General features: G+C 64.7%; 22 protein-coding genes and 3 pseudogenes. 6 read left to right on the forward strand and 19 right to left on the reverse strand.

Annotated features, from left to right (window positions below):
* Nucleotides 1–259 precede the first annotated feature (259 nt).
* Nucleotides 260–796 (forward strand): MarR family winged helix-turn-helix transcriptional regulator, encoded by a 537-nt coding sequence (locus ACLBYD_RS19995; protein ID WP_088898921.1) that lies wholly within the window; start codon nt 260–262, stop codon nt 794–796.
* 26 nt (nt 797–822) lie between these two features.
* Nucleotides 823–1,182: a DUF5313 family protein gene (locus ACLBYD_RS20000; RefSeq protein ID WP_447817810.1), complete on the forward strand. Its 360-nt coding sequence runs from the start codon at nt 823–825 to the stop codon at nt 1,180–1,182.
* Nucleotides 1,183–1,306: 124 nt separating this feature from the next.
* Here the strand turns inward: ACLBYD_RS20000 and ACLBYD_RS20005 are convergent, their stop codons facing one another.
* The 3 genes and pseudogenes from ACLBYD_RS20005 to ACLBYD_RS20015 form a co-directional block, all read right to left on the reverse strand.
* Complete coding sequence (locus ACLBYD_RS20005; RefSeq protein WP_447817811.1) at nt 1,307–1,945, reverse strand: IS256 family transposase; 639 nt, start codon at nt 1,943–1,945, stop codon at nt 1,307–1,309.
* 88 nt (nt 1,946–2,033) lie between these two features.
* A pseudogene (locus ACLBYD_RS20010) lies at nt 2,034–2,540 on the reverse strand (transposase); the annotation flags it as partial.
* Between the two features lie 553 nt (nt 2,541–3,093).
* Nucleotides 3,094–4,312 (reverse strand): annotated as a pseudogene (locus ACLBYD_RS20015) (IS110 family transposase).
* A 258-nt stretch (nt 4,313–4,570) separates the two neighbouring features.
* On the opposite strand from ACLBYD_RS20015, the gene ACLBYD_RS20020 reads away from it, so the two are divergent.
* Entirely contained in the window at nt 4,571–5,176 is a 606-nt protein-coding gene (locus tag ACLBYD_RS20020; protein ID WP_447817812.1) for an acyl-CoA-like ligand-binding transcription factor, read from the forward strand.
* Between the two features lie 119 nt (nt 5,177–5,295).
* On the opposite strand, the pseudogene ACLBYD_RS20025 reads toward ACLBYD_RS20020, so the two are convergent.
* From ACLBYD_RS20025 to ACLBYD_RS20050, 6 genes and pseudogenes are all read right to left on the reverse strand, one after another.
* Nucleotides 5,296–5,535, reverse strand: a pseudogene (locus ACLBYD_RS20025) (acyl-CoA dehydrogenase); the annotation flags it as partial.
* A gap of 193 nt (nt 5,536–5,728) precedes the next feature.
* Complete coding sequence (locus ACLBYD_RS20030) at nt 5,729–5,863, reverse strand: hypothetical protein (protein ID WP_447817813.1); 135 nt, start codon at nt 5,861–5,863, stop codon at nt 5,729–5,731.
* 2,205 nt (nt 5,864–8,068) lie between these two features.
* Nucleotides 8,069–9,907: an FAD-dependent oxidoreductase gene (locus tag ACLBYD_RS20035; protein WP_447817814.1), complete on the reverse strand. Its 1,839-nt coding sequence runs from the start codon at nt 9,905–9,907 to the stop codon at nt 8,069–8,071.
* Nucleotides 9,908–10,245: 338 nt separating this feature from the next.
* Nucleotides 10,246–10,845 carry an NAD(P)H:quinone oxidoreductase gene (wrbA, locus tag ACLBYD_RS20040; protein ID WP_447817815.1) on the reverse strand — a complete coding sequence of 200 codons (600 nt, stop codon included), beginning with the start codon at nt 10,843–10,845 and terminating at the stop codon, nt 10,246–10,248.
* A gap of 1,086 nt (nt 10,846–11,931) precedes the next feature.
* Complete coding sequence (locus ACLBYD_RS20045) at nt 11,932–12,360, reverse strand: nitroreductase family deazaflavin-dependent oxidoreductase (protein ID WP_447817816.1); 429 nt, start codon at nt 12,358–12,360, stop codon at nt 11,932–11,934.
* Between the two features lie 350 nt (nt 12,361–12,710).
* Nucleotides 12,711–13,448, reverse strand: a complete 738-nt coding sequence (locus ACLBYD_RS20050; protein WP_447817818.1) for a TetR/AcrR family transcriptional regulator — start codon at nt 13,446–13,448, stop codon at nt 12,711–12,713.
* Between the two features lie 450 nt (nt 13,449–13,898).
* On the opposite strand from ACLBYD_RS20050, the gene ACLBYD_RS20055 reads away from it, so the two are divergent.
* Complete coding sequence (locus ACLBYD_RS20055) at nt 13,899–15,365, forward strand: amidase family protein (protein ID WP_447817819.1); 1,467 nt, start codon at nt 13,899–13,901, stop codon at nt 15,363–15,365.
* 634 nt (nt 15,366–15,999) lie between these two features.
* Here the strand turns inward: ACLBYD_RS20055 and ACLBYD_RS20060 are convergent.
* The 5 genes from ACLBYD_RS20060 to ACLBYD_RS20080 all read right to left on the reverse strand — a co-directional run bounded on the left by ACLBYD_RS20060 (nt 16,000) and on the right by ACLBYD_RS20080 (nt 19,019).
* Nucleotides 16,000–16,341, reverse strand: coding sequence for a DUF3703 domain-containing protein (locus tag ACLBYD_RS20060; protein ID WP_447817820.1), 342 nt, complete (start codon nt 16,339–16,341; stop codon nt 16,000–16,002).
* A 37-nt stretch (nt 16,342–16,378) separates the two neighbouring features.
* On the reverse strand, nt 16,379–17,083 hold the full coding sequence (locus tag ACLBYD_RS20065) for a cation transporter (RefSeq protein ID WP_447817821.1): 705 nt from the start codon (nt 17,081–17,083) through the stop codon (nt 16,379–16,381).
* Nucleotides 17,083–17,412: an ArsR/SmtB family transcription factor gene (locus tag ACLBYD_RS20070; protein WP_447817823.1), complete on the reverse strand. Its 330-nt coding sequence runs from the start codon at nt 17,410–17,412 to the stop codon at nt 17,083–17,085. Before ACLBYD_RS20070 ends, ACLBYD_RS20065 begins: the two co-directional genes overlap by 1 nt.
* 341 nt (nt 17,413–17,753) lie before the next feature.
* Nucleotides 17,754–18,704, reverse strand: a complete 951-nt coding sequence (locus ACLBYD_RS20075) for a phosphatidylserine/phosphatidylglycerophosphate/cardiolipin synthase family protein (RefSeq protein ID WP_447817824.1) — start codon at nt 18,702–18,704, stop codon at nt 17,754–17,756.
* Between the two features lie 144 nt (nt 18,705–18,848).
* Nucleotides 18,849–19,019, reverse strand: coding sequence for a hypothetical protein (locus ACLBYD_RS20080; protein ID WP_447817825.1), 171 nt, complete (start codon nt 19,017–19,019; stop codon nt 18,849–18,851).
* 401 nt (nt 19,020–19,420) lie between these two features.
* Here ACLBYD_RS20080 and ACLBYD_RS20085 point away from each other — a divergent pair, with 401 nt between their 5' ends.
* Entirely contained in the window at nt 19,421–19,564 is a 144-nt protein-coding gene (locus tag ACLBYD_RS20085) for a hypothetical protein (protein WP_447817826.1), read from the forward strand.
* 183 nt (nt 19,565–19,747) lie between these two features.
* Nucleotides 19,748–20,032 carry a hypothetical protein gene (locus ACLBYD_RS20090; RefSeq protein ID WP_447817827.1) on the forward strand — a complete coding sequence of 95 codons (285 nt, stop codon included), beginning with the start codon at nt 19,748–19,750 and terminating at the stop codon, nt 20,030–20,032.
* 348 nt (nt 20,033–20,380) lie between these two features.
* On the opposite strand, the gene ACLBYD_RS20095 is transcribed toward ACLBYD_RS20090, so the two are convergent.
* The 5 genes from ACLBYD_RS20095 to ACLBYD_RS20115 form a co-directional block, all read right to left on the reverse strand.
* Nucleotides 20,381–21,424, reverse strand: a complete 1,044-nt coding sequence (locus ACLBYD_RS20095) for a DUF5914 domain-containing protein (RefSeq protein ID WP_447817828.1) — start codon at nt 21,422–21,424, stop codon at nt 20,381–20,383.
* Complete coding sequence (locus ACLBYD_RS20100; RefSeq protein WP_447817829.1) at nt 21,421–23,001, reverse strand: FAD-dependent oxidoreductase; 1,581 nt, start codon at nt 22,999–23,001, stop codon at nt 21,421–21,423. The genes ACLBYD_RS20095 and ACLBYD_RS20100 overlap by 4 nt, the downstream gene beginning before the upstream one ends.
* 94 nt (nt 23,002–23,095) lie before the next feature.
* Nucleotides 23,096–23,434: a lycopene cyclase domain-containing protein gene (locus ACLBYD_RS20105; RefSeq protein ID WP_447817830.1), complete on the reverse strand. Its 339-nt coding sequence runs from the start codon at nt 23,432–23,434 to the stop codon at nt 23,096–23,098.
* Nucleotides 23,431–23,775, reverse strand: coding sequence for a lycopene cyclase domain-containing protein (locus ACLBYD_RS20110; RefSeq protein WP_447817831.1), 345 nt, complete (start codon nt 23,773–23,775; stop codon nt 23,431–23,433). Before ACLBYD_RS20110 ends, ACLBYD_RS20105 begins: the two co-directional genes overlap by 4 nt.
* Nucleotide 23,776: 1 nt before the next feature.
* Nucleotides 23,777–24,008, reverse strand: a 232-nt coding sequence (locus ACLBYD_RS20115; protein ID WP_447817832.1) for a hypothetical protein, incomplete at its 5' end; no start/stop codon positions are given.

Consider the following 24,008-nt stretch of genomic DNA (forward strand, 5'->3'; position numbering starts at 1 on the left):
CATCGTGCCGAACCGGTGGCCCAGGCAGAGTCGTCGCCGCTCGGCCGGATGGGGAACTGATGAAGTATCTGGCCGGTGAAGCGCGTGGCGCCACTGGGTTCGGCATTCGCGACACTTCGAGCGATCGGAGTGGTGCGTAGGTGCGAGTCGCACTTGTTCGGATGTCGAACTGCATCGCAGGCCGTGCCGGTGATGCACATCTCGAAAATTCCTCGTACACTATTCGTTCGTGCACGAGCGATTCCGGTACGCTCGTCCTGTGACCACAGGTGACCTCGCTTCGATCGGGCTGGGGAACGACGACCTCTTGGCGTTGGACCGACAGGTCTGCTTCGCGCTTGCCGTTGCCAACCGGGCCGTCCTGGCTGTCTACCGGCCCATCCTCGAGCCGCTAGGGCTCACTCACCCGCAATACCTGGTGATGTTGGCGCTGTGGGAGAAAGCTCCGATGTCGGTCAAGGCGATCGGCGAAGCGTTGGCGCTGGACTCGCCCACGCTCTCACCTTTGTTGAAGCGCCTCGAAGCCTCGCAGCTGATCACTCGTTCGCGCAGTCGTGTAGACGAACGTCAACTGGTCGTCGATCTCACTGCCCGAGGTCGCGCCCTGCGGAACGAAGCCGAGAAAGTCCCGGTCGCCGTAGTCGAGAAGCTCGGTGTCTCGCCCGCGGAGCTCCAGGAGCTGCATCGGGCACTGACCCGTCTCAATGATGCTGCAGCACATGCAACAACCAGTTCGGATCGACGTCCGTCCCGAGATCCATCCGAGCCACCGGATACAACGAAGGGAACGCTGTGACGACCCCACTTCGCACACGACCTACCGTGATTCAGCGCCTGGCCTATGTGGTTGGCCGCCCCTTGCCTCCGCAGATGCAGGACTGGGTCCGTAACGACATCCTGGGGCCGGGTGGCGTGCGCCGATATCTTCTTCGGTGGAATGTGCCGGTCATCCCGCTGCTGCTGTTGTTCCTGCTGATCCCGGGACCGGTATGGATTCCCGTCTCGATGATGATGTTGCTGCTCTTGCCCTGGACGTACTTTTCTGTGGCGTTGATGAGCATCTGGCAACGTCATCGACTCCAGCAACACGGTCTCGATCCGGATCTGCTCAGTGCGAAGGCACAGGCGCGCGCCTCGCGTGAACGCGAGGATTACGAACGCCGGTTCGGTCGCGCAGCCTAGACAGTATGGGCAGCTCTGAACGCGGAGTCAGGGTTGCGGACCGGCGCCTATCTCACCCACGTTGGCGGATTGCCGGGGATAGAGCCCCGTGGGGTGGTGGGCTTTGAGGTCGAATCCTCGGTGCCTACTCGCCGCGGTTGAGCGCGGCGATGGTTTCAGTATCGCTGCTGGGGACCAGCAACGCCATCGACCCTTCGGAGAGGTAGCGGCGCTCGCCGGACTGCCACTCGTCGTGCATGTCGGCCAGGACCGCCCCGACGAGCCGGATCACGGCCCCTTCATTCGGGAATATGCCCACGACGCGGGCTCTGCGCTTGATCTCCTTGTTCACCCTCTCCAACGGATTGGTCGACCAGATCTTCGACCAATGCGCCCGCGGAAAGACGCTGAACGCCAGGACCTCTGCCTTGGCCTGGTCCATCAGCGGACCGATCTTGGGGAACCGGCCGGCCAGCTGGTCGCGGACCTCGTCCCACGTCGAGGCGGCGGTGGCGGGATCGGGCTGGGCGAAGATCGTGCGAAACACCGCGGCGACCATGTCGGAGTGCGACTTGGGCACGTGCGCCAGCAGGTTTCGCGCGAAATGCACCCGGCATCGTTGGTGCCCGGCCCCCTGGAACGAGCGGCGCAGTGCGGCGACCAGGCCGGCATGTTGATCGCTGATGACCAGCCGGACACCGGACAGACCGCGTCGCCCCCGCGAAGCGAGGAAACCACGCCAGAACACCTCGTCCTCGCTGTCCCCGACATCGAGGCCCAGCACTTCTCGGGCACCCTCGGCGGTGATCGTCGGTGGCGACCACGACCGCCATCGAGGTCACCTGCGAGGACGAGTTACGTACGTGCAGATAGGTCGCATCGAGATAGACGTACGCAAAACGCGATGTGATCGAGCGGGCGGGTGCGGAACGCGCCGACCACCTCACCCGAGGCCGGCGCAGATCCGCGGGCACCTCGGACTTGGAAATGCCCGACTCGATTCCCAGAGCCGCGACGAGGTCGTCCACGCTGCGGGTGGAGACGCCGTGCACGTAGGCCTCCATCACCACCGCGTACAGCGCCTGGTCGATCCGTCGGCGGGGTTCGCCGATCGTGGGGTAGAACGAGCCTTTGCGCAGTTTCGGGATCCGCAGTTCGACGTCGCCAGCCTGGGTGGCCACCAGTCGGGGCCGGGCTCCGTTGCGTTCGGTCGTGCGTGCTTCGGTGCGTTCGTAGCGGCCGGCGCCGATCTGTTCGGTGGCTTCGGTTTCGATCAGTTCTTGCATGACCATTCGGACCGATTCGCGGATCAGATCGACTCCTTCTCCGGCACGGAATGCGTCGAGCAGTTCCGACAGGGCAGACTGGGACAGGGCCATCGGTGGACCTCTTTCTTCGATGCGTGCTTGGCCGTACACACCGAAGATCCCGCCGATGGCCCTCTCTACGTCGGAGCCGCGCCGTTCGGTCCCAAACCCCACCACTTCACGGGACGCCTACAACGGTGCCAGCAGCGCCGCACAGTCTCGACATTTCCAGATGACAAGCTTTCCGAACCGGGTGGTCCGCTTGTGGGCGTGACTACGGGACGGAGGCAGTGCGGGAAGGTGGCCGCCGGTACGAGGTAACGGCGATCGGTGTCGGTGGACCATGACGGGGCCTTCGATCGAGCGGGTAGGACACCTGCCACCCTGCGCCTGCCGGGGGTGGGAGGCNATGCCCTGCCTGCAGGGGGGAGGGAGGAGGCAGGGCATCCGGGCGGGGTCGAGTCGTCGACCCGGGATCCACGATCCGCCTACGGGGGGGATGACGGGTCGTGGCATCGGATGGGAGGTCGCATTGTCGGTCGCGGCGCTTCTCGTCTATGTTTACGGTACTAGGTACCTAAAATCAAGAGTTGGGTAGAAAAAAGACATCCCAGGGGCTCGAGAGTCAAGCAGCGGCCTTCGGGGCGTGATGCGACCAGGCGGCCGTTTCGTCGTAGCAGGTGCGGGTCTTGAGGCATCCGTGCAGAATGCCGACGAGCCGGTTGGCCAGCTGCCGTAAGGCGGGACCGTGATCGAGACCGCGTGCGCGCTGTTTGTCGTAGTAGGCGCGGGCACCGGGGGAAGCTTGCAGGGCTGAAAGCGCCTGCCTGTTCAGCGCATCGACGAGTCGATCGTTGTGGACGAACCGGGCCACGACGACTCTCTTCTTTCCGGAGGCGCGGGTGATCGGACTGGTCGCGGCATAGTTTTTACGTGCCTTGGCGGTGGCGTAGCGGTTCCGGTCGTCGCCGAACTCGCCGAGTACCCGGGGACCGAGCAGAGGTCCCATCCCTGGCTGGGACAGGATGATCCCAGCGTCTTCGGTGCCGGCCAAAATGCGCGTCGACCTGCTTCTGCAATGCTGTGATCTCGTGATTGAGAGTGCCCAACACGGCGACAGCGGACCGGGTGGTGGCCGCATACGCGGCGGTGATCACCGCCGCCCGGCCCAGGTGCTCGGCGCGCAACGCGGCCTGGATCCGAGTTGCCTTGGTCTCGAGGTCACGGCGGCGAGCATTGCGCAGCGCCGCGGTGATCTGACCGCGTGTCAGTCGCGCCGCCGAGACAGGGTCGGGCGCCTTGCCCAGCAGCTCGAGGGCGTCGACTTCCGTCGAGGTCGTCGAACGCCTCCAACGCGGCCGGGAAATACTCCCGTAGCGCATGTCGCAGCCGTTGGGTGTGGCGGGTCCGTTCCCAGATCAAGGTCTTGTGCGCCCGGGCCACGACCTTGATCGCCTCGGCCTCGGGGCTGTCGCCGGCCACCGGCCGCAGCTGGTGTGAATCGGTGCGCACCATGTCGGCCAACATGTGCGCATCGGCGGCGTCGCTCTTGGCCCCCGAGACACTACTGCGTTCTCGGAACCGGGCCGCCTGCAACGGGTTCACCGCAAAAACCGTGTACCCGGCAGCCACCAACGCCGCCACCCAGGGACCGCGGTCGGTCTCGATGCCGATCGCCACTTCGGCCTCATCAACGTCACCGAGGTGCTCCCCGACCATCGCATGCAAGCGGGCGATCCCGGTCGCTCCCTCTGGCAGCTGGCCTTGCTCAGCCTGCGCCCGGCAGGGTTCATCAGCTCGACATCGTGATGGTCCTGAGCCCAATCGTCTCCGACAAACAGCAACATCAGCCCGTCTCCCGTCGTCGGTCCTCCGTCCGGCAGGGTGCGGAAGAACCATCAGCGACCTAATGAAGCAGTGCTCACGCCGGAGCGGGCACGACATCCCATCAGCGATTCTGTTCTCCCGGCGGACGGGCAGGGGCACGATCTTTTTTCAGGACTCCCAGGTGTCCAGGGGCTCTGAGTGCTCACCTGTCCGCCGCTACCGGTGACGAGTCTGCCGTACAACCGGACCCGCTGGCTCTCATTAGGGGGAACATGATGGTCGCCGGCAGGCGCGGACGTCCGCAGGTCTCTTCTCGCGCACAGGTCGAGGCGGCTGCGTTCGAGTTGTTCCTCGACCGGGGCTATACCGAGACGTCGATCATGGATATCGTTGCGGCCGCGGGGATCAGCAGGACCACGTTCTTCCGGTACTTCCCCAACAATGCGGCACTGGTGTGGTCTCCTTTCGAGGAGGGCACCCGCGATCTGCAATCCGCGTTGGACACGGTCGATGATGATGTGCCGGTGATGGAGGCGATCCGGGCCGGGGTGTTCGATTCGGTGGTGCCCCGGCTCGACGACCAGGGTCTGTGGAGGGCCCAGTTTCGGATCCTGGATACCTCGCCGGAGTTGCAGGCCGAGGGTGCGCAACGGTGGTTGGCGTGGGCCGAGGTCGTGGCGAGGTTCGTTGCGTCCCGTATCGGTGTTCGTCCGACGGCGGTGGTGCCGGCCAGCATCGGGGGTGCGGTGCAGGGCGCTGTGCTTGCTGCTCTGCGCGACAGTGTGGAGGTTCCCGGGTTCGGCGGCGATCTGCTGTCCGTGCTCGACACGTCGCTGGTATTGCTGGGCCGGAATCTGCAGAAGTGGATCGATGAACAGTAGATGAGATAGGTGTTCCGTATCTCTTGCCGGGCACACTTCCGGCTGGCTGAGTGCGCTGAGCAATGATCTTGTACGTGGCTCTGTGACAGCAGGAGTTTGCCGGGGATGAATTGCTCCGGGGCGGTCTCGAGGCAGTCGCGCGCCGCGCCGATCGCGCCGAAGACGATGCCGAAGCGGGCCTCGCCGAGCGAGGTGAGCGGTCCGCGCAGGCCCTTGGCCTTCGGCAGCACCGCCGAGGCGGGCAGGCGCACGCCGTCGAGGACGAGCTCCGAGGTGACCGAGGCGCGCAGCACCAGCTTGGCGTGGATCCCGGGAGCGGAGAAGCCGGGGGTGTCGGTGGGGACGGAACCGCGGATGTCGAACTCTTCCTGCTCGATCAGGAGGCGAACGCGAAGAGCTGGGTCAGCAGCCGAGCGTGGGCTCAGTAAGTAGGGACGAGACCCAGGGACACGTGCTCGAGGTTGGTGTCGCAGCGAGTGCCGTGTGATGCGATATCGACGATGACCTCGGGAGACAAGGTGGAGCGACTTCTGCTCGAAGGAAACGGCGACCTCAGTTCCGGGCAGCGGCGCCGTTCTCATCCCAATCGGGCAACGGCGGCACCCGCGTGGCGAGAGCGGAATCGGCAACGATGAGGACGACTGCAATCGCGCGTGCCAACGGACGGACCACGAGGCTGGTGATCATAAGAGATCGCACTTTCTTCTTCGTATGCCATCCAGCGGAGGAGTCGAGGAGTTCCCGCCGAGAGAACAGTCCTGTCGATCGTGGCAGGACCTGCGACTCGCGTGCCGGAGACAATCGCCCAAGCGGGTCACTCAGACGACAGCAACGGTAATGTTTTGTTCAACCATAGTTATGCTACTCGGTGCCAAAAATCAAGATGAAGGTGGGTCTTGGCGGCCTGACAGGGGCCTGTATCGTCAGCTGACGGCCCCGACATCGACCCTATAGGTGCTGCGCCGTCCTACTGTTGAAACGGAGCGAGTCATCGTCGTTTCATTGCGGTTCTGAATCGATCGTGCAGGTCATCGAGGACTCTTGGTGGTGTCGGGCGTAGCTCCATCGGAGGTGGGCCCCATCTCGGCGTTGAGTGGCACAGGACCCTCCGTGGTGGCTTCCGGGGTCGGCCTTGCCGTTGGTAACGAACGCGATCTGTGTTCCGACCTACGGTTCGTGAACCTTCACAACGCACCGCTTGCTGCCGCGTCCTCGGCCGTCGCGTGCGCAGCTGCCGGCGTCCTTTTCTATGGACACAGTGTCGCTGCCGTCTTCGTCGGGGCTGCGATTTTCCTGATTGTGGTCAGCGCAGCACTGAGCGTGGCTCGGGTTTCTGCCTGTGATCTTCCGCCTCGATGTGCGATATGCCGACAGCGCACCGCCGATGCTGAGCACGGCGGACTGTGCTCATCGGCCTGTGCTGCGCAATACCTCGCTTTGTTGGACAGGCAGGAGGAAGAGGACCAGTGGTGGCGCGCCATCGCATGACTGGAAGCAGCGGCAGCGGGCGTCGGTAGAGAACCCGCAGTGGTGCTCATAAATCTGCGACGTGAAGCGAGCCTCGACGGAGCGGGACAGGCGGCCCGACTCATCGTTTCCTCCATGCATGTGTAAGGCACGATGGCAGTAACGCACTACACCATCGGCGCCTTCTCGTCGCCGGGCGCATCGGACCCGCCGACTCCATGTGCTGTTGGAAGGAAAGCGTTGTGCCGTCGCTCAATCGAGGCGCAGACCCGTGGCGAAGGGGGGCGGCGTCCGTGCTGTAACGCCGCGGTTGCTCGATCACTGGAGCGAATTCGGTTGCAGCGCGCAGAACCGGGCGACGTCGAACGCCTTCTCGTAGGTGTCAATTCGGATTACAGACACCGTGGGTAACAGGGAAGATTTCGATAGGTCGGCAGGCGCCGAATCGGCAGACCGAGCGCCAAGTCATCCCTACTCCAAGCTTGAAGTTCTGAATAATCAATGCCAGCAATATAATTGATCGAATTGAGGAGGTTTTCGGCGAGCTTCCTGACGCCGTGCGGAGGCGTCGACATCGAACGCGCGAGTATGCACTGCGTCCTATTGCTGTTCTTTGCCAAATTAATGTAACGTCTTGAACGTTCGGCGTGATCTCTTGCGAGGGAGGGCAAGTGATACCCGAACGTGCACCCCAAGCTTGTCGACGGTCGCTCCCGGCCAGCATCGACACTGCATGGGGTGCCGCTGTGTCGATGCCCGCCCCTGCGCATCGACATATATTCCGACGTCGTCTCTGTCGCGTCGGGACCCTTCCGTCGGCGCGGCTGTGTCCGTCGCCGCGCCGACGGAGCGGGGGTAATGAGGTCGATGGCGCCGCGGGCCTCGCCTTCTCATTCGTCCAAGCCTGGTATGGCTGGCGATACCAAGGCAAGAACCGAAAACGTGCGCCCCGCCGGAATCGATCGTGGCAAACGGAGAGCGGCACCCGAACTTCAATCAAGGAGGTATGGCAGAGTCACCGAACGTCCATCAATGAATCGTCTCCACAGAGGAAGATGCGCGATGCATTGCGGCACCGCCCGGAACACAACCTTGTGTACGCGCCGTCGACCGAGAGCCAGTAGGCCATCTGACAGCACCCTCGGCAGCGGGTCATCTACCCGTGGCAATGCCACCCGTGGCGTAACGACATTCGCCGCTATTCCGCACCCGAAGGCCACGAGTGCGACGGCGACACATTTATCACCCACCGCGATCCTCCACCGGTAGAGCGTCGCTGATCGGTGATGTGATCGTGCCGCTGTGACTGGGGCGGCCGGCTCGGGTAGGTGCGTGCGCAACTGTGTTCAGGCACCCAGTTACCTCACGTGTGCATCCTGGCATTGGTACGCACCCACCCGAGGGGCATGGTCACCCACGCGTGGCTTACACGGTGTTCTGTTGCGTAGCTGCGTCCCGTCCGGCCAGGTAGCCGAACACGAGTCCGAGCGAGATGGTGCCGCCGGCACCGCCGTAGAAGCCCTTGGTAGGTGCGCCGCCGGAGTTACCCGCGGCGTACAGGCCGGGGATGACCTCGCCTTCGGTGTCCAGTGCTCGTCCGTTCGCGTCGGTCTTCGGCCCGCCGACGGTGCCGAGTGCGCTGGCTTCGACCTTCAGTGCGTAGAACGGCGCGGTATCGACGGTGCCGAGAACGCTCGACTTCGGGCTGTTCAGCACGGGCCGGATGATCTTCGCCAGCGGGCCGACGACGAGCGATCGCAGGCGTTCGGGATCGTTCTTCCGCGCGACCCGTCCGGCGAGTTTGTCGACTACTGGGCCGATGACCTCGGCGAGGAGTGTGCGGGCCTTCGCGGTGGCGGCGGGGAAGCGGTTGTCGGGGGAGTACTTGCCCAGTCGCGGGTAGTAGGCGCCGAAGTACCGGTCGAACAGGGTGTCGCCGCGGTGGAACTGCGGGTCGTGGCCGCGGGCGGCGTCGGGGTTGAACCGGTCGACCGTGCGGAGCAAGCCGACCTCGTCCACGCCGGTCTTGCTCGCCAGCTCGGCGAGAGTTTCTTCCTGGTAGAGATATTCGGGTGTCTCGCCACCGGGGGTGACTCCGAAGATGCCGAACTTCGTCCAGTACTGATGATCGAAGATCAGCCATGCCGTGGCGTTGGGCATGGTGCCGGTCTCCGGGTCCACCTCGCGCATGATCTTGCCGAACTGGTCGTAGGCCAGGGCTTCGTTCGCGAAGCGTTCGCCCTTGCTGTTGACCATGATGCTGTGCGGTAGGGCACGTTCGCCGAGGAAGACGCGGCTGAGGGGCGTGCCTTCGAGCTCTTCGCCGGGCAGCTGCACGCCGGGCATCCACCAGGCGTCCTGCATGCCGGTCAGGTCTGCGCCTACTTCCTCGGCCAGCTGCACGGCGATGCCGTCGTGGCCCTTGGGTGAGACCTGCACACCGAACGGTGCGCCGAGGTGAGTCGTCGTCAGCTCGGGGGAGCTCTCGTATCCGCCGCTGGCCAGCAGAACACCCTTGGTGGCGCGGACCGTGTGTTCGGCACCGCCGGCCGTCACAACGACGCCCTTCACCTTGGAGTTCTCGATCACGAGCCGGGTGGCGGGTGCCTCGACGCGCACGTCGACACCGTTGCGCAGGTTCGCTTCGAGCAGTGCGCCGATCAGGGCCGGGCCGGCGAGCCAGACTTCGTCGATGCCGATGCCGCCCAGCAACCAGAAGGGAAGTGGGTTCTTGGCCCTGCCCGTGGTGAGAGCCGGCCGGACATATCTTGCGGCTTCACCGAGTCCCGCGGGGGAGTAGGGGCCGGGGAACAGTGCGCGGCCGACGGACGCGCCGTCGATGTCGGAGCGGTAGTCGGGCCAGATCGTCGGGATCCACCCGAACGAGGTGTTCTCTTCGATGTACCGGGCGACGGAGGGGCCGGTTTCCAGGAATTTCTCGATCATGGTGTGGTCGAGGATCTTGTTGCGTCCCTCGCCGTAGATGTAGCGGCGGGCCTGGTCGAGGTCGTCGTCGACCTTCAGGTCGTCGGTGGAGAAGCCGTGGTTCGGGATCCAGGCCGCGCCTGCGGAGATGCCGGTGGCGCCGCCGACGAGTTCGCGGGATTCGACCACGAGGACTCGTGCGCCTTCCTTGGCGGCGGTCAGCGCCGCCATCAGGCCGGCTCCGCCGGAGCCGACGATTGCGACGTCCACCTCCTGCGGGATGCCCTTGTGGGGCACCGTTCCGATGGAACCGCTGAACTGAGTCGAATTGCCGATCATGATCCTCCAACCTTCAGTTGTTGATACGCCTTCGGCTGGGAAGGGTGAACTCTGTATTTATTTTCTTGCCAATCGGATTGGGATCGCCTCGGCGTGTTACTGCACGATCGTGACGCGCATTTTCCGAAGATGATTTCGGCGCCGAGTGCGGTGGGGTTCGGTCTCTGCCGGCCCCATGCGCAGCAGGGCACAGAGCCGTCGAGCGGGACCTCCTCCGCGGCGGAGCCCTCGACGACCGGATGGCGGATGGCGCAGATCGGAAGGTCGTCCGGGCAACACTCGATTGCGGAGTTGTTCGCGACGGTGATCCCTTCCGGTCTGCGACGGGAAGGACGGTGTCAGTTCGCGAGTTTGGCGGCGACGGTGACGACGCGGTGGGCGAGGTGGTCGAGCGCCGCGATCGTGGCGTCGTCGAGCTCGTTCTGGTTGTTCGGTCCGGTGACGTGCCCGACCCCGTAGGGATTGCCGTCGGCGAACTTGAGCGGATCGGTGTAGCCGGGCGGAACGAGGATCCCGCCGAAATGCATCAACGAGGTGTACAGACCGATGAGGGTCGTCTCCTGGCCGCCGTGCGCAGTCTGGCTCGAGGTGTAGGCGGCGTAGGCCTTGTCGGCGAGCTTGCCCTGCGCCCACAAGCCTCCGAGCGAGTCGATGAACGTCTGGAACGGGGCGGCGGTGCTGGCGAAGCGGGTCGGTGAGCCGAAGATGACGGCGTCGGCCCACACGATGTCCTCGCCGGTAGCGGCCGGCAGGTTCTTGGTGGCCTCGTAATTTTCTGTCCAGGCGGGGTTTTCCGCGAAAGAGGCAGGGTCGCGGGTTTCGGCGATGTGGCGCACGCGCACCTCGGCGCCGGCGGCCTCGGCGGCCTTGGCCAGGCGCTCGGCCATCGTTGTTCCGTGGCCGGTGGCGGAGTAGTAGATGATCGACAGCTTGGTCATATCGGTCCTTTCCTGCTCGGTGGTCGAGTCCTTGCGGATGGGGGTGGGATCTGCGCCGGCTTCCCCGCGAAAGAGGCGGCGGAAACTGAACTTCATGGGGCTCGATCCGTTCTGTCGGGTTATGGGGTGACACACGCAAAAGGTTGCGTGGTCAACTAGTTGTCACTGTAGTTCAGGTAGTTGAATTGTCAACTTAATCGTTCGGCGGCCACGCGACCCGCGCTCCGGGGCGCATGCAGTCCGGTGAACTACTTCCGCATGGAAGGTCTCGTGCCGCCGGCGAGGACCGACAAGGGTGCAGCGCGTCGCCGGAGATCCGCTGACCACCACCGTGGACGCCGCCACGATGTACAGGAGGCGCTCGCTGCTGCCGTACTGGCCACACTCGACGCCATCCCTGATCTCGGGTACCTCGGTTGCTGTTGAACGAAGCGCCTGCTGTCCTCGGCTGGTGACATGAGTGAATCGCACGGGTCGTCGCGACGCACCCGCAAGCTTCGCCGAGGTGCTCGCGATCGCAACCTTTGTGCCGATACGCGGCGGTTAAGTCTACGGCGGTTGAGGGGCCGGAGTTCGAAGATCTCCCTTACGCCATGCGTGTGCGACTACTGGCTGATTGTGTTCTTGCGAAGTAAAATTCGGTGTGACCGACCTTCGGAGAAGCCTGGCTTCTCCTCACCCGGTATCGCCAGGTGAGTACGGAGGCCGGTCACCTTCTTTCCGGGGGTTGGCCCATACGCATCGGCTGCTGTATCGCTGAAGCCGATGACGCTCCTGCTCGGTAGTTCGACTACCTGTTGTCCTTCGTCGACGTGACTGCAGGACGAGTGATCAGCCCGGACGCTTCCGATCGTGTGAGCAGAGATGAGAGCGTCGGCGAGTCCTGGGAGAAGGCTTGGCCGATGTCCTCGACTGACATCGGCGCCTACTCCCACCACGCAGCATCACCAGATGCTGCAACTGGCCCGACTTGCGATCCTGGTCCGCGTTTCCCGATGTTGTCCTACGCATCTCGGGTCGTGCTCATAGGAATTCTCGGTCTGACCCGACGGCCCCGGAAACCTTACGACTTGTGACCGGATGCGATCAGCTGCGACGGAGTGCGAGTACCGGAATGGTGCGCACTCCGCGAGTCTTCTCCTCGTAGTCGGCAAAACCCGGATAGCGGCGTGCCTGTTCGGTGTAGATGCGGTCGCGCTCGGCTGCGGTGATTTCTTGCACGGTGACCGCGTAGGTCTCGGTGCCGATCTCGACCTCGGCTCGACCTGCGGTGATGAGGTTGTAGTACCACGCCGGGTTGCTGGGCGCGCCTGCCTTGCTGGCGAAGACATATACCGTCGCGTCGTCGTCTGGGTTGGGCAGATGCATCATCGGGGTCACCATCTCCCGTCCGCTCTTGCGTCCGCGATGGTGCACCAGCACCATCGGGGCTCCCTCGAAGTTGCCGCCGACGCGACCTTCATTGGCCCTGAACTCGGCGATCACCTGTGCATTCCAGTCGTCGGACGTACCCATGGGACAAATCCTCCTGACTACGGCGGGCAGGGATGCTCAGCCATCCCGGGATGCGACTCACGATAGGGCATCGATCGACTCGCAGGCCGATGCCGCGACGAGTAGCCGACTGCGGAGACCGCGCTCGAGGCTCGCGCACGGCCCCATAGTGTCGGCGACCTGAACATCGGGACATTCGAATACCTGCGCCGGTTCGGAAGTGACCGAAGCCAGAGTCTGTGCAGGACCGATGCCGCACCGGAGGTGCAGTTCCAGCTCCCCGGTGGAGGCTGCCATGAAGACGGTCCCGGAGTTCGGCGCGGCGGTGCCCGTCACCACCGTCAGATCTGCCACTTGATCGACCTCGACTCTTACGTCCGAGGTTCAGTAGAGGTTGTCGATGACGTGCTCGACTGTTCGAGCGTGGCCTGCATGCCGGCGATCAGGATTCGTAACGCAAGCGGATAGGCGTTGCGCGCTCCCAACTGTGCGATGTGTTGCGCGGTGGCGGCGATGTTCGGGTAATCGTCGGGGGAGACGCGAGCGTAGATGTTCTGCCATCGTTGGATGTCGGCCTCTTGATTCCGCCCGGGCATCAGTTTCCTGGCACCGTCCCAGGCGGCGTAGGACAGCATCTGAGTGGTGAAGCACTCGTAGTACATCACGGTGTGGCGGTCCGAGAATCCGGCATTGCGCAGCAGGCCGAGAATCAGTTCGACGGCTGCGAGTTCGGCGGGGCGACCCGAGATTCGGGTAGCCGAGATCATCGCCGCTTGTGGGTACTGCATGTATACGGCGTGGGCGCTCAGACCCCATCGGTACAGGTCCGCTTTCCAGTCTCCTGTCGGGTGCCAGTTCTCGGTGACGCGATTGATCAACTCATCGGTGAGGGCCAGTTCCAGGTCGTCCATGCCCCGGAAGTAGCGGTAGATCGCGGTGTGGTCCGCTCCGAGCGCCCGGCCGAGTCGGCGGGTCGACAGTCCTGCCGGCCCATGCTGCTCGAGCATCCGCAATGCCGTGTCGACGATCATCTTCTCGTCGAGCGTGACGCCTGTCTTGGTCGGCCTTCGACGCCTGCGGTCTGCTTCCCGCGTTACTCGATCGGTCACCGTGGCCTCCTTATGTCAACACCGTTGACCTATGTTACGTCGGATCGGATCATATGAAGCACGCCACATCCTTCGCCGGAAAGAGTGGTAGCCACAGCCTCGGAGGAAGGAAGTTCCACGGCCTGTTTCCGGTACCGCGCCAAGGCACGGAAGTATCGCGCTCCAAGTCACCGCTGCCGTCGAGCTCCCTTCGTCACATTCGCGCAGAAGCACTGCCGGACAGGATATTCGGGATCATCATCAGGATGACACCCGGGATCACGCGCGCGGCCTGACGTTCACCCGCACATCTGACGCATGTGACACCCCTCGAAACAGATCGCCCACCGTCGTGGGCCGAACCATCAGTGCGCCCCGACTCGTGTCGGAGGCAGAAGCTCGTCGCACAGCTGTTGTGGCTACACGCCGAGACAGAGACGAGAGCAACGATCGAACTAAGGAATCCGTGTAATGACAACACATCCCACACCCGAATCAGTCGTCCCTCACGGCATCACCTCGGATGACAAGCCGTGGCAATGGACCGCCACACAGATGGCCTCGGCGGTGGCCACCGGTCTCGTCTCGAGCCGCGAGGTGGTCGCAAGCTGCCTGGAACGGATCGACGAGGTCAATCCGCACCTCAACGCCCTCGTCGAGGTGCGCCCGGAAGAGGCGTTGGCCCTCGCCGACGATGCGGACCGTCGCCGCTCGGCCGGGGAGGAGCTCGGGCCCCTTCACGGGGTGCCTGTCTCGATCAAGGTGAATTCGGACCAGGCCGGTTACGCGACCACCCAGGGCGTGGTGGCGTTCAGGGATGCCATAGCCGAGGAAGACAGTCCGCACGTGGCGAGCCTGCGTCGTGCCGGGGCTGTGCTCATGGGACGAAGCAATTCTCCCGCGTTCGCCTACCGGTGGTTCACCAACAACGACCTGCACGGGCGCACCCTCAATCCGTGGGACTCCTCCCGTACACCGGGCGGCTCGAGTGGCGGAGCAAGCTCCGCGGTGGCCTCCGGCATGGTGCCCGTCGCCGGAGGCAACGACATCGGTGGGTCGGTGCGGTACCCGGCATACGCGTGCGGAGTGGTGGGCCTGCGGCCCACCGTCGGACGCGTCGCGCAGACCTATCATCCGGACGATGTCGACGCGAGCCTGTCCGTGCAGACCATGCTGGTCCAGGGTCCGCTGGCCCGCAGCATCGCCGATATCCGGCTGACGATGAGTGCCCTCGGCGACTTCAGCCCTCGGGATCCGGCCTTCGTCCCCGGTGCACGGGCCGCTGCACGCCCCGAACGTCCGCTGCGGGTCGGCCTCGTGCGAAGCCTGGGTGTTGCCGAGCCTACGGACGCAGTGAATGCTTCCCTCGATCAGACTGCCTATTGGCTTCAGGACCTCGGTTACATCGTGGAGGAAATCGAACTGCCCGTCCTCGCCGAGGCCTACCGGCTGTGGTATCTGCTGTGCATGGAGGAGTTCCGTCTCGCCATGCCGATGGTCGAAGAGGTAGGTGATGAGGGAATGCAGAAGGCAGCAGCCCACTACTACGCCGTAGCCTCCGACTGGTGGGGCGAGAAGCCCACTCTCGAGACCTTCATCAACGGCTACGCGCGGCGGGGCACTCTCATCCGTGAACTCGCGAAGATTCTCGATTCCTATCCGATCGTCCTCCTCCCGGTTTCGGCCGAGCAGGCATTCGAGCAGGACGCCGATATCGAAAGTGTCGAGAGCATGCGCCGGCTCATGGCCGCCCAGGCATCCATGATGGCCATTCCCGTCCTCGGATTCCCCGCAATGTCGGTGCCCACCGGAATCGTCGGAGGTCTCCCCACGGGGGTGCAGTTGCTCGGCCGCCGGTTCGACGAGGACACCCTGCTCGATGCTGCCGCCATCATCGAGGCGCGGGCCGGCACATTCACCCCGATCGATCCTCGCTGAGAGAATGCGGAACACACCGAACTCGTCGTGTCCGAGTTGTACGCCGACTCGTACGGTTGTGGGGCTCGACAGGTGCCGATGATGTGACCGAGCAGCAGCGGATCGGCCTGCGCCCTGTGGCGTCGGTCGATCCGCTCGGCAGATGTACGCGTGTCCTTGCGCAGCGGTCCTGGAGTCCGGCTCTGTTCACTGCTGCGACCGTCGTGTTATTCGGAGCGGGTCACCGTTTCCGCCTTGCCTACTATCCGGCTGCAGGTTTCGACCGCCTGCGGGGACCGAACACCGACCGCGCCGAGGTCCACAGCACGTTGGGGGATCGTCGGGAGTTCCGCAATCGGGTAGCCCACCACGAACCCATCCTCGACGCATCCGAGTCTCGGCGTCGTCAGCTGGTCTTTGCCATACGCCTGATCCGCTCGAAGTCCTCGACCACTTCACCGCGCACAGTGACGTTTCCGCGATTTTTGTCCAACGACCGTGGCGTGCCGGCATGAGCTGAAGACAATCGCGCCCAAGGTATCTCACAGTCCATCTGATCGGTGCGCTCGGTGTTTCTGTAGGGCGTATGGATGACCCGCACGAAATCGACCGGAATACACCCGCCTATGCGTCGACTTGGTGATTGCGCCCGCGATCAGCGAGACAGTGCGGCGGCGAGATCGGCCGGAATCGGCATAGGGGTGGTGAGACCGGCGGCGACGCGGCCGGTGTTGCCGTCGGGATAGCGGCCGGTGAGTGATCCCGGTGCCGCGACGACGATGCGCAGTACCTGACCGAGCGCTTCGCGTCGGTCCCGTTGGCGCAGTGCCGATGCCAGCATCGCCACGTGGTTGCAGGTGTGCAGCCACGGGTCCGGTTGGGAGGCGATATGGGCGCGTTCGAGGTGATGCCACCGCACTTGTGGACTGGTGGCGTTTTTCGCGGCGGTCATCTCCTGCTGGTACACGCGGTGAGCGGCCGGGGTCATCCGAGACATCGTGGAACCTTCCTTGTTCGTCTTGTCAGTGCTGAAGTCAGGACGCGGCGTTCCGGTCCTCACAGCAGTGATCACTGCACGCTGTTCCGTCAGTGGTCAGCGTTGTGGGGCAACAGGTGTGGCCGCGCCAGGCATTGATTCCTTCTTTGACGGCGATCACAGCGATGGCCAAGGTAGCGATCGGGTCGGCCGACGACCATCCGAACAAGCTGTTGACGAGGAGTCCGGCCAGCAGGATCGCGGACAGATAGGTACACAGCAGGGTCTGCTTGGAATCGGCGACCGTCGAGACGGAGCCGAGTTCGCTGCCGGCGCGGCGTTGTACCCACGAGAGCACCGGCATGATCAGCAGACTCACAGTGGCCAGGGCGATCCCCACGGTCGAATGGTCGGCCTCGTCGGTCCCGGCGAACGAGCGAACGGACTCGACGGTGACGTAGGCGGCCAACGCGAAGAACGAGAAGGCGATGATCCGCAACGCTGTCTTCTCCCGCGCCGCGGGATCTTCACCGGCGAACTGCCACGCGACCGCCGCGGCGGAGGAGACCTCGATGGCCGAGTCCAGGCCGAACCCGACCAGTGCAGTCGACGACACTCGGGCACCCTCGGTGATCGCGACGGCGGCCTCGATCACGTTGTAGGTGATGGTCGCGGCGACAAACCACCGGATCCGCCGCGCCAGCATCGCCCGCCGATCCGACGTGGGCGGCCGGGCAGTAGGAACACCGCACGGGGTGGGCATCAGCAGCATCCGTCGTCGGCGGCATCGGGGCAGCAGGCCGGATCGACCGCGAGCACCAGCCCGACCAGATCGTCGAGAGCGCGTCCGATCCGCGGATCCGCCAACTCGTAGCGGTTACGTCGCCCTTCCGGAATCGCCACGACCAGACCGCAGCCGCGCAGGCAAGCAAGGTGATTCGACAGAATCTGGCGCGAGACCCCGATCTGTTCGGCCAACTCCGACGGGTACCCCGGACCCGAACGCAGATTCAGCAGAATCTGCGTACGGGTCGTGTCGGACAGGGCGTATCCGAAGCGGACGAGGGCGTCGCGATGAATCAGCGTCTCCATGAATCCAACAGTACATATATTTCTGTATTCAGAAAACTCTGAATTATCGATGCGGGGCCGGTGGAGCTCCGAATCGTTCGTTCCCAACGCCATGGAATGAACTTCCTCCCCAGCGCTCACGCCGAGTCACTCCAAGCGCCGCGCACAGCGTTGGACCCGGACTGTTTTCGCCGACCTCCAGCCGGGGCGCGGCGTCGACGCTCGCCGTGTGTCCGCGAGGCGGACGGGCACGGGAATCGAAGAGCCAGGTGGGTAAGACTCTCGACGCTGTCCTGATCCGCCGCCAGATTCTGCTTCGGCGAGCGTCAGTCCAATAGTCCCTCACGCGACCCCGCCTGCGGTCACAGCTTCCACAACCGCAGCAGCGCTTCCCGCAGGCGTGGGGAGATGACCCGGTGGTCGTGGTGCAGTCGCGGATTCGGGTGACCCTGCTCGGCAAGGCTGCGCGCGGCGTCCGCCACGGAGATCGGGTCGAGGTCGGTGCGGGTGCGCACCCGGTAGGCCACGGCGCGGCGGGTGTGGGGGAGGCGGTGCGGGCCGGTCTCGACCGCCGCGGGTGGGTACAGCCGGCTGTCGTCGTCGCTGATCCGAAGCAGGACGTCGCCGGGTTCGAGGCGGCTGCGGCGTTCGGCGCCGGGAGTGTTCCGGCGAATCCATTCGATGTGGTAGCGGGGATCGGGCCCACCCCTGCCCGGTGCCGGTGCCGCCCAGCGGGTCTCGTCCTCCGCGGTCGGGGTGTAGTCGCGGGTGTGGAGCAGGAACATCCGGCGTACCGGGGTGGGAAGAAAGTCGTGGCCTGTGCGGGTGCGGCTGCCGATCCCGGCCAGCGGCACCACCCGACCGACCTGCCAGATTGCGGTGGCGCTGTCGAGGAACACCTCGTCGATCTCGATTGTGTCGGTCAGGCTGTCGAGGAACGCGTGGGCGCCGGCAATGGCGGCGGGATCATCGGTGATGAGCGCGGTTTCGTCCGCAACGGTGGAGGCACGGGAGGCGCTGGCCGGGCCGACGATCACCTTCTCAGGGGTGGCGATCAGACCGGTGTGCAGGTTCGGCGTGGACAGCACCTGCACCCCGGCATCGAGGAATCGGGCGAGGGCGGTGGGGGAGGTGGCATGTGCGCGCACGGCGGATCGGGCGGCGTTGACGATCAATTGGTCCCCGGCGCGCAGGGGCAGCAGTTCGGGTCCGATGTGGTCGAGATAGGCGATGGCCACTCGGCGGGGTCCGTGGCCGCGCAGGACTGCAGTGATGTGTGGCCAGGGCTGGGGTGCGTGCAGGGTCGTGCCCACACCCGGTCACCCTAGCGGTGCCATGCACCTCGGACAGAAGAAGTGAACAACGCCGACAGCGCATGTTGCCGGCGCCGGCGACGAGACCACCGATCGCGGGATAGTGACGGGCTGCCCGGGTGGCCGCCACCGAGAATGGTGTGGTCAACGCTCGCTACGCCTGTTCAACTCGGCCTCGAACACCTGCGCGATCCGGTACTCCTCCAGTGCACCTCGCAGGTGATCCGCCTCGAAGTGGCGCTGCGCCAGCTCGACCGCAAGATCCTCCGCCCTCTGAAGCACCGCGGTCGGCGCCTTTCTGAGCCACGCGTACATACCGCCACTTTTCTCGGGAGCTTGCCCGTTCGGAGATAACAACCCCCGTTCTGTACCCCGAGAAACGCCGGCCTAGACATCGTTGCTTTACCGAAAGATCACTTTTCTGTTTCCTGCCCTTTTCGGTAGGCTCTCCAGTACCACCGCCACCCCCTGCGCGGTGGTCGAGACCCCGCCGCAGGTACGCCCCTGCTGGCGGGGTTCTTCGTTGAGGTCACACGTCCTTTTCCGAGTCGACCGCGACATTCTCAGCGAAAAATTATGCACTTCGGCGCAACCCGTTGGCAGACTCGAGGGGCCGGAGTGCTCTGCTTGGGGCAGGGGGCCAGGGATAGGGCACTCCGGCACGGGGATAGCCACTGACTCTTGAAGCATGTGTTCCACACACCCATGCTCGACGTGTGCACATCTCACCGCGAGAGCTGGATGACGACGAACACTCCACCCACCTACTCGGGCCACGCGCCGCGCTGATCACGGTCGCCGACGAGGACGCAGACGACACCACACGCGAGGACATCGCCCGCTCGATCAAGAACAGTTAGGCGGAGATGGATCGCCGCGGCCTCGCGTAGCGCGGCGACAAGCGGGTCAGGCCTATAGATAGCCCACCGCTCGCCGTTCCTGCAAGGGTGAGGAGCGACGGGCGCCCAGGCATGGTCCGACGATAGCGGAGGCCATCGGACTACGACTTGGCGTTGGGGCCATTCGATCAGAGTGTCGCGGCGGTGTCGTCCGAACGGGTGATTTCGCGGGTGACTTACCTACTCGTCGGTAACAAACGGGCCGTTCGGATCGTTGGTAGCCATGTGAACTGGGTTTTCTGGTTGATCGTCGCGTGGCTCGCCATATCGGTGACCGTCGCCGTCGTCTTCAGTCGTGTTATCCGCGTCCGCGACAAACGCGAGATGCCGCCTTCGCTTGACGGTCAACCGTCGCGTAACTGGACCTACCGCATGGAAAGTGCGCCAGATCCACGTTCGTTGAGCGCCGGCACCTTCGGAGAAGTTTGACCATCCTGCGCAGGGGGAAGCGTGGTCGGCCAAGAGCTGATCTTGAATCTTCTCTCCGACGACCGGCCTACATGCGAGATCTCTATGCGTACGCAGCGGACACTTGTGTCCTGGTCGTGACGGCCTGTCGCCCCAACTCGGACTTTGTCCACTGCCGGTGACACATGCGGTGCGCTTGGCCGAAGCGCAGGCCCTGACCTGCGCGGACCTCGCTTGTCGGACCCCCGGAGCGGGTCTCGACACTCGCAGGGGCAGGTGAACCCGGTTCCGGTCAGGGGGGAGCACAGCTTGTTACGCCACGCGAGCAGAGAAACCAGTGCCGAAGCTGCTGTCCGAAGAGTCGACGTTTTACGGCGACAATCGGGAACCGATACCGCGACCGGTCAGAGTGCGTTGCTGATAACGCCGTTCAGCGTAGGCCAGGTCGTCACGCCACAGTCGGATGGCCGCGCTGCGAAGCACTGGAGAAAGGGCCCGGTGAACACGGCGTGCGACGGCGAAGCCGCGCCGGGGGGAGTCGGCGATGACGGCCTCGATAACGCAGGTACGCGGATGTCCGTCCGCTCCGGAGCCGAGGGGGGTGGTGTGAGTTTCGACGACACTGTCGGTGCCTTCCCCGTCGATAATGCGCATGACGACAGTACGAGGTTCGGGACTGGTGAACTCGGCCTTCACCGGGACACCGAGCCGGCCGCCGACGCGGAAGGTCACAGCGACAACGAATCGGTCGTTGTCGTCGTCGGTGCCGTGGCGGCTGGGTGCGTCGAGGACCTCGAGGTGCGTGAAGGAGTAGGGGTGAAACCACGCGCCGTGCCATGGGTCGAGCCGGTTGGCGATGATATCGACCGGTTCACAGATTCCGGTGAGCGTCGCCACGGCTGCCAGGTGGGTGTCGGCCGGTGGTCGTGCCGGGATGACCGGCGCGTCCAGCGGGGGCTCGTTGCCGATGTGGTCGAGACGGACCCATGCCAGGACGCCATCGTCGTGACTAGGAAACGGGGCCCAACCGTGCTCGGCATCAGGGCCTAGACGTAACCCGTGCCAGCGGCACATCAGGGTGTCGCAGTCGAGGACCGCCGATGCCAGGGGCGCGCCGAGGTGGGGGCAGGCGCCGGGCCCGACATGAAGTTGTTGCCGAGAGTCGCGCCAGGCGACGAGTTCGATGCCGGCGACGGTGGCGCCCAACGGACGATCGCTGTGGATGGCGCCGCTGGCGGCGAATACATACCAGTTACCGGAAGGTCGTTGCTGCGATCGATCAAGGACCGCCGTGATCAAGCGGGGATCGGCAGCCTGATAGGTGGGCTGTTGCCGGGCCCAGGTGGTCGGCGGGATCGGTTGCAGCGGCCACGTGGGAGGCCACCGCCGGTACAGAGGTTCCAGAATGCTCATGGCATGTAGCTTTCTCGAGTGGCCAGTCGTCGGAGCAGTGCCGATCGGCCATGGGTGGGCACCGTATACAGCTCGTGGCCGCGCACGCCCCATTCGGCGAGCAGGTGATTAGCTGCCGCCCAACCGGTGGTGGCGGCACGTTCCATCAATGCCACCGGTAGGTCGATTCGGATTCCGTCCCCGGCCAGAACCAGTCCGCGGTGCGGGGTGGCCACGGTGGGCCGGGAAGCGAAGTCTCCGGGACCGAGTCGGGGGCAGTCGCGTCGGTACTGCAGTCGTTCGCCGAGAATGTGAGCGTCCGCGGTTTCGGGATACAGGGCGTGCAGTCGCGCCAACATCTGCTGTTGCAGTGCGGCCCGACTGGGGTCGACGGTCGCGGTCTCGGGCAGAGCGTAGGCGTGCAGCTCGACCACAGATCCGTCGTGGCGATGAGCCCAGCGCCGGGCTTGATCTTCGTAGCGGTTGACGACGCTGATGTTGTCGAGCGGACGCAGGCTGCCGGTGCCCAGAAATGCCGGGCGGTCCTCGTTGACGGGCCGGTCGAGCCAGAGTCGCTGCACCAGGAATGCCGGAGCGGTGCCCATACCTTCGATCCGGGCCCGCCAGGCCGTGTCGCCGAGGGTGGGCGAGGCCCCGACGATTCGGCGGAGCGCACCGATGTCGGTGGCCAGGACCACCGCGTCGGCGTCCACCCAGGTGCCGGTGATGTCGAAGAGCCGGAACGGGGCGCCGGTGGTGGTATCGATGGCGGCGATATCGACACCGGTGTGAAACCGGACAGTGCCGGTGAGGGAACGGGCTCGCCCTGCGGTCAAGTATTCGCGCAGCGGCGACCACAGCTCATCGAAGTTGGTGTCGGCCACGTCGAAGAGCAGGCCCTCGCTCGAGCCGAGGAAATAGATGTGGAACATGGTGGCCAACTCCGCCGCGGACATGTGCGCCGGTTCGATGAAGAAGCTGCGCGAAAACACCTCGAATGCCAGGTGCCGGGCGGCGGCAGGGAAGTTGATCCGTTCCAGAAACGTCTCGGCGTCGAATTGATCGAGTCGATGATAGATGTCGGGAACCGACACCGCTGCCAGTGGCGCCGCCGCGCGGCGGTTGATGCGCATCAGGTCGCGCACGCCGAATGTGGGGCTGCGCAGCACGAAGGCAAGCGCGTTCCACGGCGGCGTGCGGGGCAGACCGCGGAAGCTGTCTCGTCGACCGTGTGCATCGATCAGGGGGTAATCGTCGAGTGGTGTCAGGAAGCGGAGTTCAGAGTCGGTGCGGCGCAACAATGCCCGCAAGTTGTAGTACTGCCGGAAGAAGGCGTGGAATCCACGGTTCATCGCGACCGGGGTGCCATCGGCGAGGTGGTCTGTCCAGCCTCCGACCCGTCCACCGAGGTAGTGTTCGCGTTCGACCACGTCCACGCTCACGCCGCGTTCTGCCAGGCCGGTCGCGGCCGCGAGTCCGGCGATACCGGCGCCGACGACCACTACGTGCGGGCGCGTCGGGAGCAGTGCGGCGTCGGGCAGACCCGGTGGTGCGCGGTGCCGGATACGCCGCGGATCGGCCTGAGCATGGGATGTCATCGTGATCCTGTTTCGCCGGCGGTCCTCGATGCGGGCGGGGAGAAGGTGGTCGACAGGTGCCCATCGATCCTGCGACATCGCGTTTCGGTGGTCGTCATGACACCCTTGTCCGTTTCCGGTCGGCGCGCTGGTGACGGCGTGGCTCCCATGCGAGCAGCACTGCAGTGACCAATGCGAAGCCGAACAGGAAGTCCTCGATCGGGATATCGAGCGGGAAGCGAACACCACTGATGTGGTGATCGTTGTAGATCACGATCGGCGCATGGAGCTTGGTGAGCCAGCCGTCGACCGGAATCTGGAAGCCGAGCACGATGATCATGCTCAGCCAGTAGGCAGGCCGACGGAACAGGCCGGTACGCAGTACTACTGCCTCGGCGAGACATACAACCAGGACCGCGATCGCTGCAGGCAGGGTGTACCCGAGACCGGTCATGACCGTCGCCGCCCGGCTCGCAGTCGCCCCTGCGGTATCCGATCCAACAGGAATTCGACAGCGCCGTAGGTGAGCAGCCCACACAACGGAACCACGACGAAGAACAAGACTTCCTCGACCGGGAGGTGTCCCGGTAGTTCCACCCCGGTGACGTAGCGGGGATTGAAGCTCCAGACCCCGGCAGTAACGGCCAGCACATCCCAGGCCAGGAAGATGACAGCCACCGGTGCGACAGCTCGGACGACGCGGGCCGGCTGTCGGTAGATCCGTGCCCCCCACTCCAGGGGAGCGGTCACGATCAAGCAGGCCGCCAAGACGAATAAGTAATGCCAGGAATCCATCTCACGCTCCGTTCAGGGTGAAGGAGTCGATGCGGCTCGCGTCCAGCAGGAGCATTTCGGCCGCGACCGACGGACTCCTGATCTGCCAGGAGCGTGGCAGCCGAGCACAGTTCGGACCACGATCCCAGCGCTGTTTGTCACTCCGCCGACGCGTGTCGAGCACGCACCTGCGAACACAGCCAATCACGACCTCAGGCCGGCCATGCCCAAACGGTGCAGAAAATTGCAGAAGG

It is taken from the genome of Rhodococcus sp. C26F, from assembly GCF_053345925.1.

Bases quoted from the DNA above. Each gene is read 5' to 3' on its own strand.
- ACLBYD_RS20020 (WP_447817812.1), top strand. From the start codon at position 4,571: ATGGTCGCCGGCAGGCGCGGACGTCCGCAGGTCTCTTCTCGCGCACAG.
- ACLBYD_RS20030 (WP_447817813.1), bottom strand. From the start codon at position 5,863: ATGATCACCAGCCTCGTGGTCCGTCCGTTGGCACGCGCGATTGCAGTC.
- ACLBYD_RS20035 (WP_447817814.1), bottom strand. From the start codon at position 9,907: ATGATCGGCAATTCGACTCAGTTCAGCGGTTCCATCGGAACGGTGCCC.
- wrbA (WP_447817815.1), bottom strand. From the start codon at position 10,845: ATGACCAAGCTGTCGATCATCTACTACTCCGCCACCGGCCACGGAACA.
- ACLBYD_RS20045 (WP_447817816.1), bottom strand. From the start codon at position 12,360: ATGGGTACGTCCGACGACTGGAATGCACAGGTGATCGCCGAGTTCAGG.
- ACLBYD_RS20055 (WP_447817819.1), top strand. From the start codon at position 13,899: ATGACAACACATCCCACACCCGAATCAGTCGTCCCTCACGGCATCACC.
- ACLBYD_RS20060 (WP_447817820.1), bottom strand. From the start codon at position 16,341: ATGTCTCGGATGACCCCGGCCGCTCACCGCGTGTACCAGCAGGAGATG.
- ACLBYD_RS20065 (WP_447817821.1), bottom strand. From the start codon at position 17,083: ATGCCCACCCCGTGCGGTGTTCCTACTGCCCGGCCGCCCACGTCGGAT.
- ACLBYD_RS20070 (WP_447817823.1), bottom strand. From the start codon at position 17,412: ATGGAGACGCTGATTCATCGCGACGCCCTCGTCCGCTTCGGATACGCC.
- ACLBYD_RS20080 (WP_447817825.1), bottom strand. From the start codon at position 19,019: ATGTACGCGTGGCTCAGAAAGGCGCCGACCGCGGTGCTTCAGAGGGCG.
- ACLBYD_RS20095 (WP_447817828.1), bottom strand. From the start codon at position 21,424: ATGAGCATTCTGGAACCTCTGTACCGGCGGTGGCCTCCCACGTGGCCG.
- ACLBYD_RS20100 (WP_447817829.1), bottom strand. From the start codon at position 23,001: ATGACATCCCATGCTCAGGCCGATCCGCGGCGTATCCGGCACCGCGCA.
- ACLBYD_RS20105 (WP_447817830.1), bottom strand. From the start codon at position 23,434: ATGACCGGTCTCGGGTACACCCTGCCTGCAGCGATCGCGGTCCTGGTT.
- ACLBYD_RS20110 (WP_447817831.1), bottom strand. From the start codon at position 23,775: ATGGATTCCTGGCATTACTTATTCGTCTTGGCGGCCTGCTTGATCGTG.